This is a genomic window from Pseudomonas sp. UF-293 (assembly GCF_058245595.1).
Window position 1 is genome coordinate 14,061 of record NZ_JBSICA010000047.1, and the last position, 14,255, is coordinate 28,315.

At 59.2% G+C, this 14,255-nt stretch carries 14 protein-coding genes; 6 read left to right on the top strand and 8 right to left on the bottom strand.

What is annotated here, in order from left to right:
• Positions 1-13: 13 nt before the first annotated feature.
• Genes AC4IHP_RS26855 through AC4IHP_RS26865 form a run of 3 tightly spaced genes read right to left on the bottom strand, consistent with a single transcriptional unit; the run spans position 14 to position 3,839 of the window.
• Positions 14-1,096: a glycosyltransferase gene (locus tag AC4IHP_RS26855; protein ID WP_490833181.1), complete on the bottom strand. Its 1,083-nt coding sequence runs from the start codon at positions 1,094-1,096 to the stop codon at positions 14-16.
• A gap of 40 nt (positions 1,097-1,136) precedes the next feature.
• On the bottom strand, positions 1,137-3,359 hold the full coding sequence (locus tag AC4IHP_RS26860; RefSeq protein WP_490833182.1) for a polysaccharide biosynthesis tyrosine autokinase: 2,223 nt from the start codon (positions 3,357-3,359) through the stop codon (positions 1,137-1,139).
• A 39-nt stretch (positions 3,360-3,398) separates the two neighbouring features.
• Positions 3,399-3,839 carry a low molecular weight protein-tyrosine-phosphatase gene (locus tag AC4IHP_RS26865; protein ID WP_460120376.1) on the bottom strand — a complete coding sequence of 147 codons (441 nt, stop codon included), beginning with the start codon at positions 3,837-3,839 and terminating at the stop codon, positions 3,399-3,401.
• Positions 3,840-4,128: 289 nt separating this feature from the next.
• Here AC4IHP_RS26865 and AC4IHP_RS26870 point away from each other — a divergent pair, with 289 nt between their 5' ends.
• Positions 4,129-5,085, top strand: a complete 957-nt coding sequence (locus AC4IHP_RS26870) for a glycosyl hydrolase family 5 (protein ID WP_490833183.1) — start codon at positions 4,129-4,131, stop codon at positions 5,083-5,085.
• Between the two features lie 202 nt (positions 5,086-5,287).
• Positions 5,288-6,214 (top strand): transaldolase, encoded by a 927-nt coding sequence (tal, locus tag AC4IHP_RS26875; protein ID WP_041477315.1) that lies wholly within the window; start codon positions 5,288-5,290, stop codon positions 6,212-6,214.
• Between the two features lie 129 nt (positions 6,215-6,343).
• On the opposite strand, the gene rssC is transcribed toward tal, so the two are convergent.
• The 3 genes from rssC to AC4IHP_RS26890 form a co-directional block, all read right to left on the bottom strand.
• Positions 6,344-6,826 carry an anti-sigma factor antagonist RssC gene (rssC, locus tag AC4IHP_RS26880; protein ID WP_003226553.1) on the bottom strand — a complete coding sequence of 161 codons (483 nt, stop codon included), beginning with the start codon at positions 6,824-6,826 and terminating at the stop codon, positions 6,344-6,346.
• Positions 6,823-8,007, bottom strand: coding sequence for a two-component system response regulator RssB (rssB, locus tag AC4IHP_RS26885; RefSeq protein WP_460120380.1), 1,185 nt, complete (start codon positions 8,005-8,007; stop codon positions 6,823-6,825). The genes rssC and rssB overlap by 4 nt, the downstream gene beginning before the upstream one ends.
• 344 nt (positions 8,008-8,351) lie before the next feature.
• Entirely contained in the window at positions 8,352-9,041 is a 690-nt protein-coding gene (locus AC4IHP_RS26890; protein WP_122508321.1) for an MlaA family lipoprotein, read from the bottom strand.
• Positions 9,042-9,239: 198 nt separating this feature from the next.
• Between AC4IHP_RS26890 and pcrP the strand changes: the two genes are divergently transcribed.
• The gene (pcrP, locus tag AC4IHP_RS26895; protein ID WP_490833184.1) at positions 9,240-9,860 is read left to right on the top strand and encodes an HAD superfamily inactivated hydrolase PcrP; all 621 of its coding nucleotides are present in this window, start codon (positions 9,240-9,242) and stop codon (positions 9,858-9,860) included.
• 108 nt (positions 9,861-9,968) lie between these two features.
• The gene (locus AC4IHP_RS26900) at positions 9,969-10,232 is read left to right on the top strand and encodes a DUF4404 family protein (RefSeq protein WP_460120384.1); all 264 of its coding nucleotides are present in this window, start codon (positions 9,969-9,971) and stop codon (positions 10,230-10,232) included.
• 187 nt (positions 10,233-10,419) lie between these two features.
• Here AC4IHP_RS26900 and queF read toward each other — a convergent pair whose 3' ends face one another.
• Together queF and copI are read right to left on the bottom strand one after the other, a co-directional pair.
• Complete coding sequence (queF, locus tag AC4IHP_RS26905) at positions 10,420-11,250, bottom strand: NADPH-dependent 7-cyano-7-deazaguanine reductase QueF (RefSeq protein ID WP_490833185.1); 831 nt, start codon at positions 11,248-11,250, stop codon at positions 10,420-10,422.
• 61 nt (positions 11,251-11,311) lie between these two features.
• Positions 11,312-11,845, bottom strand: coding sequence for a copper-resistant cuproprotein CopI (copI, locus tag AC4IHP_RS26910; protein ID WP_490833186.1), 534 nt, complete (start codon positions 11,843-11,845; stop codon positions 11,312-11,314).
• A 166-nt stretch (positions 11,846-12,011) separates the two neighbouring features.
• Here copI and AC4IHP_RS26915 point away from each other — a divergent pair, with 166 nt between their 5' ends.
• Positions 12,012-12,692, top strand: a complete 681-nt coding sequence (locus AC4IHP_RS26915; RefSeq protein ID WP_460120390.1) for a heavy metal response regulator transcription factor — start codon at positions 12,012-12,014, stop codon at positions 12,690-12,692.
• Positions 12,692-14,041, top strand: coding sequence for a heavy metal sensor histidine kinase (locus AC4IHP_RS26920; RefSeq protein WP_460120393.1), 1,350 nt, complete (start codon positions 12,692-12,694; stop codon positions 14,039-14,041). The genes AC4IHP_RS26915 and AC4IHP_RS26920 overlap by 1 nt, the downstream gene beginning before the upstream one ends.
• Positions 14,042-14,255 lie beyond the last annotated feature (214 nt).

The window sequence follows — 14,255 nt, forward strand, 5'->3', positions numbered from 1 at the left end:
GCTTGAGTTCTACTTAATAAGTGGGAGCGTGATACAGGTCGTAGGTCTGACGGATCATCAACGCGGCGCTGAAACGTTCGCGGACAATGCTCCGGCCTTCGTTGCCGAGGTCGAGCAGGCGCGGCTTCTGGATGATCGTCAAAACATCGGCCAGCGCCTGGTGATCACCGGACGGGAAGACGTAGCCGGACACTTCGTTGGTGACCAGTTCCGGCAGCGAGGTGCAGTTGCTGGCGATCACCGGCAGCCCCATGGCCATGCCTTCCAGCGGCACCATGGCAAAGCCTTCCCAGCGACTCGGCACGATCAGCGCATCGGCCTTCTGATACAGCGCCTGCACTTCGCTCGGAGTCACCCAGGGCAGGTACTCGACCGAATCCATCGGCGGGCACTCGACCGAATCCTCGTTGACTGCACTGCCAACCACCGTCAGTTTGAGGTCGTTGCGATTGACCTTGGCGTAGGCCTTGAGCAGCACGTCGAAGCCTTTCTGGTAATCCAGCCGCCCGACGAACAGCAGATGAATCGGCTCGGCGCCAGCGCTTTTCGGCGCGTCATCCTTGTGATGAATGCCGTTGTAGATGAGCTTCATGCGCTTGCGCTCGATGCCGAAACGCGCGGCTTTATCCAGCTCGTACTGGCTGACGCAAATGATCACGTCGGTGACTTTCTGCAGCACGCGCTCGATCCACGCATAGACCTTCTGCCTGGTCGGCGAGCTTTCCATCAGGAACGAAAACGCGTGCGGGCAGTAGACGATTTTCGGCTTGCGCCATGGTCGCAACAGCACGCACACAACACGGCCGATCACTCCGGAAAAGGTGCTGTGCAAATGCACCACGTCGGGTTTTTCCTTTAGCAGCACCTGCCTCAGACGCCAGGCGAAACGCAGCAGCGAAGGCACGTTGCGGCCGCTGCGCGGGAAGGTGCGCACTTGTTGCGGGGCGATGCCGTGCAGCTCCTTGGCCTGATCCTCGGGTACCAGATAGACCAGTTGATAATTCGCTGCGTCGTCTTCTGGGGATGCCGAGATCGTGCGGATCACCGTCGCCACGCCACCTTTGATCGTCTCTGCCACGTGCAGTATTTTTTTCACAACTCACCCACTTCAAACAGGAAAGAACAATCGGCAACCATCAGGATTTGTCGGACGCGTATTCGTAGTTGTAATAGCCAGTGCCGCCGTAATAGCTGGCCGCGCGTTTCTCGACGCCGTTGAACACCGCGCCTTTCAACTCGATGCCGTTCTGGGCGAAGCGGCGAATGGTCAGTTCGATCTCTTTGGCCGGGTTCACCCCGAAGCGGGTGACGATCAGGCTGATCCCAGCCTCGCGACCGACGATGGCGGCATCCGTCACCGCCAGCAGCGGCGGCGTGTCGATGATCACCAGGTCGTAGCGCTCGCTGAGTTCTGCCAGCAGTTCGCGGAAGTTGGCGTGCATCAGCAGCTCGGAAGGATTGGGCGGCACTTGCCCCCGGCTGATGAAATGCAGGTTGTCGACTTCGACTTTGTTGATCGCCTGCTCAAGGGTGCAGCGCTTGACCAGCAGGTCGGACAAACCATTGCTGATCGGGGTGTTGAGGGTTTTGTGCAGGTGCCCTTTGCGCATATCGGCATCGATCAGCACTACACGCTGGCCGCTCAGGGCCATGACCGCTGCAAGGTTGGACGAAACAAAGGTCTTGCCGACCTGCGGGCTCGGCCCGGAAATCATGATGCGATTGTTGGTCGAATCGAGCCCGGCAAAGTGCAGGCAGGTGCGCAGGCTGCGGATCGATTCGATCGACAGATCGGTCGGGTTGCGCAGCGCCAGCAGGTACGCCGGCTTGTCGACGCCGTCGCGGGCGCGGCCCTTTTTGTTGTCCTCTTCTTCCTGCAAGGCGCTGTAGGGAATCGACGCATAAACCGGCAGGCCCAACTGCTCGATGCCTTCCGGGCCTTCAAGGCCACGGCTGAGGGATTTGCGCAGCAGCACCAGCGCCACGCCGACAAACGCGCCGAGCAATGTCGCGATCAGCACGATCAGTGGTTTCTTCGGTTTGATCGGATTGGTCAGGTCGACATCGGCAGTGTCGATCAGGCGCACGTTGCCGACGGCCCCGGCGCGGACGATGTCGAGTTCTTGGGATTTGTTCAGCAACTGCGTGTAGATCTGCGAAGCCACCTCGACGTCGCGGGTCAGGTTGAGCAATTCCTGCTGAGTAGCCGGCAAGTCCTGAACCTTGCCTTCGAGGGATTTCTGCTGCTGGGTCAATTCGCCGATCTGCGTCATCAAGGCGCGATAGGCCGGATGCTGTTTGGTGAACTTGCGATCGAGTTCGGCCTGCTGCATTTTCAGCTCGGAGATGCGCGTTTCCAGCGCCACCGACTGGCCCAGCACCGACTGGGTTTCCAGCGAGATGTTCACGGTCTTGCCGTGGGTCTGGTAGGCATTCAAGGCGTCGCTGGCCTTGGCCAGATCACGCTTGACCTGGGGCAACTGGCTCTGCAGAAACGCGAGGCTCTGCGCGGCTTCCGCCGAGGTGCGGCGTACGTTTTGCTCGACGTAGAGCGAGGCGATCTTGTTGAGGATCTTCACCGCTTCGGCCGCGTCGGAGCTGGCCAGCGCCAGACGAATGATGCCCGACTCCTTGCCTTGTTCGGAAATATCCAGCGCGTCCTGATAGCCCTGGATAGTCACAATGCGGGGATTGCGCACCACTTGAAAACGCGTACCGGGGTTGGCCGCTAACTGAGCGATCTGCCCTTCCACGCCGTCGTTGGCAAACGCTTCGCCGGCCACGCCTTCGGCGAGCAGATTGTCGTTTTCATCGAACAGCTCAAAGCGCTGCTGCTCGCCGGCGATCAGGGTGAGTTTCTTGCCGAGCAAATCTTTCGGCAATTGCAGCCGATTGAATTCCAGACGCTCGCCGCCCCAGGCATAACTGGTCAAACCGAAGCGCGGCGGCGCGACGCTGGTCTCGCTGTCACCGCGATAGCGCCGCGAAAGGAAGCCGCCGATCAACGGGAACGTGTTGGGGGTGACGTCGATATCCAGGCGCAGGTCGTCAACGGTTTTGCCGATCACCGCGCGGGATTTGATGATGCCGATTTCGGTCACCGACGGCGATTGCCCACCGAGCATGCTGTTGAGATCGGAGAAACCGAGCATGTCGTTCTTTTTCGGTTCGACCTGCACCAGCGCGTTCGCCAGGTACACGGGCGTCGCCAGAACCGCATAGGCGACGCCGGTGACCATGAAGGCACCGGTCAGCGCGCCGATCAGCCACTTCTGGTCGATCAGGCTGCCGAAGATGCCGAGCAGATCAATACTGTCTTGATCATTGTCGCGGGTGCCGATTACGGACGGTAACTGCATAAGTCTGTTCTTACCACTTACTGTTCTGAAGAAGATTCATCAATGCCCGAGACGCTTCGCCCATGAACTAACAGCATCTTCAATCAATGCGTGGGCATGAATAAACGCGGCTTTGCCTTGACGATACGGATCATGTATTTCGCGCTCGCTCTGCCATTTACCGAGCAGAAACACTTTGCCTCTGGCGTGCGAGGCAATCTTCAGCACTTGATTGACGTGGGCCTTTTCCATGACCAGGATCAGGTCCGAGTCATTGACGATGTCCGAGGTCAGTTGCCGCGCCTTGAAGGCCTCGGCGCAATGCCCGCGCTCTTCGAGAACCTGTCGCGCCGAGGCTTCCACGCCCTCGCCCACGCGGGCGGACAGGCCGGCGGAGGACACGGTGATGGCGGACGGGCCCAGCGCGTTGCGCAGCAGCAGTTCAGCCGTCGGACTTCGGCATATATTGCCCACGCAGACAACGAGGATCTTTTTGAACAAGTCTTGCTTTCCTGTGTAATATCAAACAGCCAACATGCCGTGAAAGTTAATGAACCCTCGCGACTTTCCTGCACTCAGAAATAGCTTCGCCCTGTTAGTACAGGAACATTAAGTACCACAGCGTTTTAAGCCGCCCCAACCACAATTAGCGGACTAAAAATAACTGTGATTTTCAGTTGCTGTTTTCCTGACAAAAAATAACATTCGCGCACTTAGTGCCATCACCGTTATCGGAAATTGAGTAACGGGATAAATATTCGTAGTTGTCATTCTCTTCAGGAGAGCAGACATGAAAACAGCACAGCGCAATAAACTCGCCGCCCTTGCCCTGATGGCGCTCGGTGCGACCAGCCAGGTTCACGCCAGTGAGCTGTTCCCCAACCTTCCAGCGAAAACCATCGGCGTGCAGGTGAAGATCCAGAGCTTCACCGCCGCCGATGCCGCGCAAATCAAAGCGGCAGGCTTCAGCTTTGTGCGCTTCGGTGTGTGGAGCGACAGCCTCACCGCCAAGACTTATCAGAAACAGGTCAGCGATGCCTTCGCCGCCGCCGCTTCCGCCGGCCTGCCGGTGCTGCTGACGGTGCGCGCGATCAAGGCATTGCCGGCGACTTCGCCCGAAGAGCTGAACGCCGCCGGCAGTAAGTTCGCCAACACTGTGACCGGGCTGGAAAAATCCTGGAACTCGCAATTGGTGGCGATCGAAATCTGGAACGAGCCGGACCTGGAAACCTATTGGCCGACGCGCAATTTCGACACAACCTTCGTGCCGTTCATGGCTGGCATGTGCAAGGCCTTCGAAGGTCAGCCGCAATCGACCCCACGGGTCGGCTTCGGCTTCGCCCGGCCGCCGAGCGCGGGCTCGGCGTCGACGGTGGCGATGAAAAGTATCGTCAGCGATTACCCGAAATGCCTCAACGCGGTTTCGTATCATCCTTATGGGATGACCGCCACGCAGATCAGCAACGCCCAGACCTTCATCCAGCAGAACTTCAATCTGCCGGGGGTCATCAGTGAATGGGGGGTATCGGCACTCGCCTCCAACGGCGGTCCTGAGGGACAAGCGACCAGGATCAACGCGTTTATTACCGACGTTAAACGCCTGAACATTCCCCTGACCTCTATCTATGAATGGAGGAACAGTGATTCAGGCAGCAACGATCGCGAGAAGAACTTCGGCTTTCTCACCTCCGACGGCCAGCCAAAACCGGCGCGGTTATCCGTGGAAGGTTTGCTGAACGCTGAGTAGGTCTTGGGTAACCGGTCTGTTCACAGGTCGGTTGCTTTGAACCTGTGGGCTGTTTTGGCATCGTATTCAGCGACACCGCGCCCCACCTTTCAAACAATCGTTTTCAGGTTGTTGCCGCAGGGGCCATCGATCCACGAATGCACCCTTGAGTGCCCGTCAGCGCTCGGGTAATGTCTTCAGACCCATAGGATAGAGCACGCCCATGACTTCCAAGCTGGAACAACTCAAACAGTTCACCACCGTGGTTGCCGACACCGGCGACTTCGAAGCGATCGCCCGAGTCAAACCGGTCGACGCCACTACCAACCCTTCCCTGCTGCTCAAGGCCTCGGCCATTCACGGCTACGCCGAACTGCTGAACGATTGCGTTCGCGACTGCAAGGGCGATGTCGGCCTGGCCAGCGACCGTTTCGGCGTTGCAGTGGGCAAAGAAATCCTCAACGTGGTTCCGGGCCGCATCTCCACCGAAGTGGATGCGCGTCTGTCCTTCGACCAGGATGCGATCCTCAAGCGTGCGCATCGCCTGATCGAGCTGTACGACAAGGCCGGCGTCGGCCGCGACCGCGTGCTGATCAAGATCGCCTCGACCTGGGAAGGCATTCGCGCTGCCGAGATCCTCGAAAAGGAAGGCATCCAGACCAACCTGACCCTGCTGTTCTCCTTCGCCCAGGCCGCCGCCTGCGCCGATGCCGGGGTGTTCCTGATTTCTCCGTTCGTGGGCCGTATCTACGACTGGTACAAGAAAGCCAACGGCAACGACTACACAGGCGCCGATGATCCCGGCGTGCAGTCGGTGACGCGCATCTACAACTACTACAAGGCCAACGACTACAAGACCGTGGTCATGGGTGCGAGCTTCCGTAACATCAACCAGATCGAGCAACTGGCCGGCTGTGATCGCCTGACCATCAGCCCGGAACTGCTGGAGAAGCTGGCTGCCGACACCGGCAAGCTGGAACGCAAACTGGCGCCGGGCAATGCCGGTGAAGCGCGTCTGAGCCTCAACGAAGCGCAATTCCGCTGGTTGTCCAACGAAGACGCGATGGCCACCGAGAAACTGGCCGAAGGCATCCGTCAGTTCGCACGCGACCAGGAGAAGCTGGAAGCGTTGCTGCAGGCCAAGCTGTGATTTGAGTTGGTGAAATGCAAAAAGGGCGAACCTGTGAGGGTTCGCCCTTTTTTATGGTAACTGCTGATCAAAATGTAGGAGCAAGCCTGCTCGCGAAGAGGCCAGCCCAGACACCATCAATTCATGAGGTCAGTGTCTTTCCAGGGCATTGACCAAATCATGAAACGCTTCCCGATTGGAATCGTTCAGGCCCATGAGAATCTTGTGCGCTTCCAGCACCTTGATTCGCACCACTTCTTCCGACTGATCCTGATCCGGCAGGTCGTCCAGGCACTCCGGGCAAGGCACCGGATGGTTGACGATGTTGAACACCTGCTCAAAGCCCATCGACTGTAACAGCCGGGTGATGTCTTCGTGGGTGGTGACAACTGTCGGCAACAGGCCGACCTTCTGCCGCGACAGAATCGACAGTTTGGCCAACAGGCCCAACGTCGTGCTGTCGATGCTGCGGGTTTCGGTCAAATCGATCACGATCGCGTTGAAATTCAGCGCGGTGAAGATTTTCTCAATAGTCGCATCCAACGCCGAACACAGGGTCAGGCGAACTTCACCGACGAACTTCAGGACAAAGGTGCCGTCCTGCTCGGCGAACTGGATTCTACCGGTACTCATTGAAGATTCCTGCTCAACACCAACAGGGCGATATCATCCGGCATCTCCCCTAGCGTGGCCAAACCAAACACTTGCCGCAGACCATCCAGGCTGCCGCCCGCTGACTTCACCCGTTCGGGCAAAGCAGCCTCTTTTTCTTTGAGCGTTGCTTCCGGCAAAAGGTCCAGAATGCCATCAGACATCAGCGTCAGGCTGAACGTCGGCGGCAGCTCAAGCACGTGGTCCTCGTACGTGGCTTCATTGAAAAGCCCCACCGGCAGACCACGGCCTTCGAGATAACGAACACTGTCAGGCGTGTACAACACAGGCAAAGGCAGATGGCCGCCGATGCTATAGGTCAACAAACCGGTCTCCTCGTCGATGACTCCACCGACCATTGTGACGTGTTTACCCAGCTTACAACTGATCAGCCCCCGGTTGATATGACCGAGCACTTCCGAAGGCTTGAACTCCGGCAAGGTACCGCTGCGTTTCGATTCGAAGAGCAAACGCGTGGTCATGAACTTCAACAGCACGGTGACGAAGGCTGATGACGCGCCATGCCCGGAAACATCCGCCAGATAAAACGCGACCCGGCGCTCGTCGACACGGAAATAGTCGACAAAATCACCCGACAAATACAACGACGGGATGATCTGGTGGGCAAAGTGGAATTCGTCGATGCTCCACGGACTTTCCGGCAGCATGTTCATCTGCACCTGGCGACCGGCGTTCTGGTCTTCCTGGAGCAGGTTCAGGCTGGCTTCGAGCTCGCGGTTGGCCTTTTCCAGCTTCTCGCTGTAACGCTGGTTTTCCAGCAGCAGCCGCGCACGATCCAGGGCCCGGCGCACGGAGTGCTCGAGCACAGCCAGATCTTCGAGAGGCTTGATCAGGTAATCCGCCGCGCCCAGGCGCAGGGCCTCGACCGCGTCGTTCATCACCCCGGCACCCGAGACCACGATCACCGGCGTCTCCGGTGAGCGCTCGGTGACCTGACGGATCAGTTCGAGACCGCCCATCTGCGGCATGCGCAGATCGCAGATGACCAGATCGGGCTCGTCTTGCTCGAATACCTGAAGACCCTGTTGACCGTTGCCGGCCTGCAGGACGCTGAAACCACTGTCTTCCAGATAGGCCGCGAGGCTCGCGCGCACTACCTCGTCATCATCGATTATCAGCAGCGTGGCACTGGTTTTTGGCATGTGGGCAAACGGCGCCAGAATTAGGTTGGCGTAGTGAGCGGGGCAACGGCCCTGCGCAGACTACTGGATTCGCTTTCTAGCCTCTCTGTTGCAGCGCTTTCAAGCATTCGCCTGGCGCGCGGTTTTAAACAGAGGTGCCCTTCTAAGGCGCAGACGGTACTCCCATCCGCAGAGCGTTTCAAGCATGCGCCGATTGTCGCTTGACGACTTTGTTTGTCAAATCACCGGGAGTTATAAGAACCGCTCTAAACGTAACCCGATGGAAGGTAGCGACGGTCGCTGGCGATGCTCTGCCGCGCACAAAAAAGGCGACCCGAGGGTCGCCTTCCTGGAATCGGTCGAAATCAGAAATCGTCTTCGACCTGACCGTCTTTCACCTTGAACTCGCGGTTCTGCAGGTAAGCATTGCGGATGAAGGTGTATTTGTCACCGCTGATCAGCTTCTCGCTCGACAGCAGGCTGGCGCGGGTGTCGACGATGTTCAGGCCGAAGATCGAGTTACGCGTCGGCACGTGGTCGATGTAGCGGTATGGGCCGGTGAAGCTGTCGACGTATTTCGACGGTGCGTCACGCAGGGTGCTCGGCCCCATCAGCGGCAGCATCACGTACGGGCCGCTGCCCACACCCCAGTAACCGAGGGTCTGACCGAAGTCTTCGTCGCTGCGGTTCAAGCCCATCTTGGTGCCGACGTCGAAGAAGCCGAGCAGACCGAAGGTGGTGTTGAAAATCAGTCGGGCGGTATCAACGCCCGCCGCAGCCGGTTTGGCCTGGAGGATGTTGTTCGCCAGGTTGGTGACGTCACCGACGTTGCGGAACATGTTGTGAATGCCGTCTTCAACGAACTGCGGAGTGATGAACTCATAACCCTGCGCCAATGGCTTCAGCGCGTAGGTATCAACGAAGTCGTTGAACTGGAAAATCGGCCGGTTGACGCTTTCCCAAGGGTCTTCTTCGGTGGCCGCCTGAGTGGCGAACGGCGCCAGCAACAGGCTGGCACAAACACTTAGCTGAGTGAGCGAAGGGCTCCAGCGCATAGAAAAACTCCTTGGATTTGATACTGGCGCGGACGCTCGGCCCGTGCATTGAGGCCGCTAGTATAAGCGTAAACGGCGATTTGGGCAGTGCGCCGCAGCAAGGATATGCAGGAAGTTTCCTACGCCGACTTTCACCGGCCTGTCATGCAACTGTCACCCGCGCGCCCTAGCCTTGAGCGTTATTTCAGGGACGTTGCCATGACTCACGCCGAAACCTTGCCCGTCGCCGCGCCCAGTCTGACTGCCGTATTGTTCGGCCTGAGCGGTTGCCTGGTGGATTTCGGTGCCCGCGCTGCGCAACAGCTCGACGCCCGTCCAGAACACGCCGAATTCACCCCCGGCGCCCTCGATAGCCTGAAGAGTTTGCAGCGCCAGCGGATTCCCTGTGCGTGGCTCGACGAATTGCCCCCTGCCCTGACTCTGTCATTGGCCGCCTCGCTGCCGGACTGGGTGAAGCCTACGCAACATTCAGCAACAATGAATCCATGGCCAGCACCCAATGCGTGCTGGCAAGCCTTGATGGATCTGAACATCGATCGACTCGATGGCTGCGTACTGGTCAGCGGTGAGCCGCGCCTGCTGCAGGCTGGCCTGAATGCCGGGTTGTGGACGATTGGTCTGGCCTCCTGTGGATCGCTGTGCAGCCTGAGCCCGAGCGAGTGGCAATCGCTGTCGCAAACGGAACGCGAACAGTTGCGCGGCAAGGCAACCGTGCAGTTATTTGGCTTGGGCGTGCATTCGGTGATCGATCATCTCGGCGAACTGGACGCCTGCCTCGCCGACATCAGCTTGCGCCGCGCCAAAGGTGAAAAGCCCTGATCGGCGTCATGCAGGTTTACCGAGAGTGGATTAATCTAAAGGTCAGCCATAGACCTTTGGCGCGTGGCTGCGGTCAATGCCAGTGCCTATTGATAAAAGGAAACCACCATGCCCGCCCAAGAACTGCAAAAACAGCTCGATACCCTGCGCGAGCAGCTGGAACACAATCCACCGCTGTCGGAAGTCGAACGTGAAGATCTGCATGCGCTGATGGCGCAGATCGAATCGGAAATCCAGTTGGAAACTGCCACCCAGGACGCAAGCATCGCCGACGGCGTGAACCTGGCGGTCGAGCGCTTCGAAGTCGAACACCCGGCGATCGCCGGCACCCTGCGCAATATCATGAATACGCTGGGCAGCATGGGCATCTGACGCCTCGCCGCACAAAAAAGCCCTGGCAGCGATGGCAGGGCTTTTTCATTTGCAAAATGTGCATGCAAGCTCTTGTGGGAGCGAGCCTGCTCGCGAAGGCGTCGTGTCAGTCGACATCATCGTTGAATGAAACACCGCATTCGCGTGCAGGCTCGCTCCCACAAGGGATATCGCACATTCCGGTTCTTTATTGACGTACGAGCCGATGATTCGGCAGCTGTACGCTTTCGGTACTGCGATACGGGTTGATATCCAGCCCGCCGCGCCGAACATATCGCGCAAATACGGTGAGCTTCTCCGGTTTCAACAACCGCTGCAGATCGAGAAAAATCCGCTCCACGCATTGCTCATGGAAATCCGAGTGCTGGCGGAAGCTGACGATGTATTCCAGCAGGCTGGCGTGATCCAGCGCGGCGCCGCGATACTCCACTACAACGCTGCCCCAGTCCGGCTGACTGGTCACCGGGCAGTTGGATTTGAGCAGATGGCTGTGCACGCTCTCCTCGACCACGCGCGAATCATCGCAACGCAGCAGCTCCGGACGCGGATGCTCATAATTGCTCACGCTGATATCCAGATCGTCGATGCACACGCCCGGCAACGCCACAACGCCTTCAGCTTCGACGTCTTTCAGACTGCGCACCCGCACGCCTACCGGTTTGCCGGCGGCGGTAGACAGATCCTTGACCAGCGTCGCTTCCAATGTGCTGACGTCGGCGAACGGCGTCTGGTTCAGCGAGTTCAGGTACAGCTTGAACGACTTCGATTCGATGATGTTCGGCGAGTCTGCCGGGATGCTGAATTCAGCGATCGCCACCACCGGTTTGCCCGAGGGCAGCAGCCACGACAGCTCGAAGCAGTTCCAGAAATCCACGCCTTTATACGGCAGGGTTTCGGCGGTCAGGCCCAGCTCGGCCCATTTCGCGGTGCGCGGAATCGGGAACAGCAGGGAGGGCGTGTAAGTGGCGATGTATTCGCTGGATTTGCCCAGCGGCGAATGTTCGGCTGCGGGATGCATGGCGGAAACCTGACTGAAGAATCAGCGGATTCTACCAGCCTTTGCCCGCGCCTTTGAGTGCTTACTGACTGACTGTCAGTTTGCCGACCATGCCGGCCTGATAATGCCCGGGGATATTGCAGGCAAACTCGAGCGCCGTGGCCTTGCTGAAGGTCCAGGTCAGCTCGGCGGTTTTGCCCGGTTCGACCAGCACGCTGTTGGGGTCGTCATGCTGCATGCCATGGCCCATCGCCGCGTGATCCATGCCCGCCATGTCGTGGGACATTTCTTTTATGCCGGTAGGCGTAAGCATGCCGCTTTGCTGCATCTGCAACATTTCCTGTTGGTGACTGGCATGCATCGCCGCATCACCGAGGTTGAATTCGTGCAGCAACTGGCCTTTATTCACCAGCACAAAGCGAACCGTCTCACCGGCCTTGACCTGTAGGGCTTTCGGGTCGAAGTTCATGTCGCCCATGACGATTTCGATAGTCCGCGTGGCCTGGCTCGCCGCTGCCGGCTGGCCGAAGGCGTAGGTGTGCGCCGGGGTCGCCCAGGCTGGCGAACTCAATGCCAGCAGACAGACTGCTATTTTCAGGGAGGTGCGCGAAAACATGGTCGTACTCCAACAAGAGAAAGTTCAGCCTGTGGGAAACTTTAACCACCCAGGGCTGGCATCCACCTGACAGGCAGATTACAACTTTGTCAGCTTGATGCTTATCGCCGGATCTCACGGTATAACGCCCTCGCCCTTCTACATACCAACCCCGCCCGAGTCGCCCATGAAACTGTTGATCGTTGAAGACCAAGCGAAAACCGGCCAATACCTTCGCCAGGGGCTGACAGAGGCCGGGTTCAATACCGAGCTGGTGGCTGACGGCATCAGCGGCCAGCAATTGGCCTTGAGCGGCGAGTACGCGCTGTTGATCCTCGATGTGATGCTGCCCGGGCGCAGTGGCTGGCAGATTCTGCAAGCGGTGCGCAGCGCCGGCCTCGAGACGCCGGTACTTTTTCTTACTGCCAAAGACGCCGTGGAGGACAGGGTTCACGGCCTCGAACTGGGCGCAGACGACTATCTGGTCAAGCCGTTCGCCTTCTCCGAATTGCTCGCCCGAGTGCGCAGCCTGTTGCGGCGCGGCAGCGCGATCGCCCAGGAAACCAGCTTGCAACTGGCCGATCTGCGCCTGGATCTGATCCGTCGCCGGGTCGAACGCAGTGGTCAGCGCATCGACCTGACCGCCAAGGAGTTCGCCCTGCTGGAAATGCTCCTGCGCCGTCAGGGTGAAGTCCTGCCCAAATCGCTGATCGCCTCGCAGGTTTGGGACATGAATTTCGACAGCGACACCAACGTCATCGAAGTGGCGATCCGCCGCTTGCGCCTGAAGATCGACGATGACTTCCCCAACAAGTTGATCCACACCGTGCGCGGCATGGGTTACGTGCTCGAAGAGCGTGCGCTTTGATGCGTCGTTTGTCCTTGAGCACGCGCCTGGCGCTGTTGTTTGCCGCCTGCACTGCGGTGGTCTCGCTGTTCGCCGGGGTGCTGTTCGACCGCGCCAGCGAGGCGCACTTCATCGAACTTGACCAGCAACAACTGGAGACGAAACTGATCGGCCTGCGCCGCGCCTTGCAGGATCTCCAACCTGCCCAGCGCGAGGCGCGGCTGGCCGATGAGCTCAGCCGTCAGGCGGATCTGTCGTTGCGCATCACCAGTGGCGACGGGCAACACTGGTATGACAGCTCGGTGCAGATTCCGAAGAATCTGCCGCTGCAAACCGGCCTGTCGACGATCAGCCATGACGGCACTGATTACCGCGTGCTCCGCGCCCCGCTCTACCCGGACGCAGCGGATTCGCCGCAACTGACGCTGCTGCTGGACATCACCCATCACCAGCATTTCCTTGCGCGCATGCAGCATCTGATCTGGCTGACCGTCGGCCTGTCAGCGCTGGCCACCGCCCTGCTCGGGGCCTGGGCCGCGCGCAGTGGTCTGCGCTCGTTGCGCCGCATGAGCGCCGTGGCCCGTGGGATTTCCGCGCAATCGCTTAATGCCCGACTGCCTGAGGAGAAGATGCCGCCAGAGCTTGCGGAAATGGCCTACAGCTTCAACGCCATGCTCGCACGCCTCGACGATTCGTTTCAGCGCCTCTCGGCATTCTCCGCCGACATCGCCCATGAGCTGCGCACGCCACTGTCGAATCTGCTGACCCACACCCAGGTCACCCTCACCCGCCCACGGGCACTGGAGGATTACCGCGAAGCGCTGCACAGCAACCTCGAAGAACTGCAGTGGATGGCGCAACTGGTCAACGACATGCTCTACCTGGCCAAGGCTGACCACGGCTTGCTGATGCCCAAGCGCGAACCGCTGGAGCTGGCGGATGAGGCCGACATGCTGCTGGAGTTTTTTGCGCCATTGGCGGAAGACGCTGGCGTTCGCCTTAGCCGTGAGGGGGCGGCGCGTATAGAAGGTGATCGCGGCATGTTGCGCCGGGCCTTGTCGAATCTGCTGGATAACGCGCTGCGGTTTACCCCGGCCGAGGGTTATGTGCGCTTGAGCATCGTCGACGAGGCGAAAGCCGTGCGCGTCTGCGTCGAGAACAGTGGCGAGGGAATTTCAGCGCAATTACTGCCACGTCTGTTTGACCGCTTCTATCGAGCGGATCCGGCGCGGCAGGAAGGTAGCAGTGAGCATGCGGGGTTGGGTCTGGCGATCACCCAGTCGATCGTGCGGGCGCATGGCGGGACGATTCATTGCGAATCGGGGGCGGGAGTTACTCGGTTTGTGATTGAGTTACCGAAGCAGAATTGAGGCCAGCAGGTCCGGCCCCTTCGCGAGCAGGCTCGCTCCCACAGTTGGAATGCGCTCCCCTGTGATATCAAGCCTGCTCTCTGAAGAGGAAGCGCTCCCCTGTGACATCAAACCTGCTCTCTGTAGAGGAACCGCTCCTCCCCTGTGACATCAAGCCTGCTCTCTGCAGAGGAAGCGCTCCCCTGTGATATCAAGCCTGCTCTCTGCAGAGGAA

Coding starts and splice junctions, on each gene's coding strand:
- AC4IHP_RS26860 (WP_490833182.1), bottom strand. CDS start 3,359: ATGCAGTTACCGTCCGTAATCGGCACCCGCGACAATGATCAAGACAGT.
- AC4IHP_RS26870 (WP_490833183.1), top strand. CDS start 4,129: ATGAAAACAGCACAGCGCAATAAACTCGCCGCCCTTGCCCTGATGGCG.
- tal (WP_041477315.1), top strand. CDS start 5,288: ATGACTTCCAAGCTGGAACAACTCAAACAGTTCACCACCGTGGTTGCC.
- rssC (WP_003226553.1), bottom strand. CDS start 6,826: ATGAGTACCGGTAGAATCCAGTTCGCCGAGCAGGACGGCACCTTTGTC.
- rssB (WP_460120380.1), bottom strand. CDS start 8,007: ATGCCAAAAACCAGTGCCACGCTGCTGATAATCGATGATGACGAGGTA.
- AC4IHP_RS26890 (WP_122508321.1), bottom strand. CDS start 9,041: ATGCGCTGGAGCCCTTCGCTCACTCAGCTAAGTGTTTGTGCCAGCCTG.
- pcrP (WP_490833184.1), top strand. CDS start 9,240: ATGACTCACGCCGAAACCTTGCCCGTCGCCGCGCCCAGTCTGACTGCC.
- AC4IHP_RS26900 (WP_460120384.1), top strand. CDS start 9,969: ATGCCCGCCCAAGAACTGCAAAAACAGCTCGATACCCTGCGCGAGCAG.
- queF (WP_490833185.1), bottom strand. CDS start 11,250: ATGCATCCCGCAGCCGAACATTCGCCGCTGGGCAAATCCAGCGAATAC.
- copI (WP_490833186.1), bottom strand. CDS start 11,845: ATGTTTTCGCGCACCTCCCTGAAAATAGCAGTCTGTCTGCTGGCATTG.
- AC4IHP_RS26915 (WP_460120390.1), top strand. CDS start 12,012: ATGAAACTGTTGATCGTTGAAGACCAAGCGAAAACCGGCCAATACCTT.
- AC4IHP_RS26920 (WP_460120393.1), top strand. CDS start 12,692: ATGCGTCGTTTGTCCTTGAGCACGCGCCTGGCGCTGTTGTTTGCCGCC.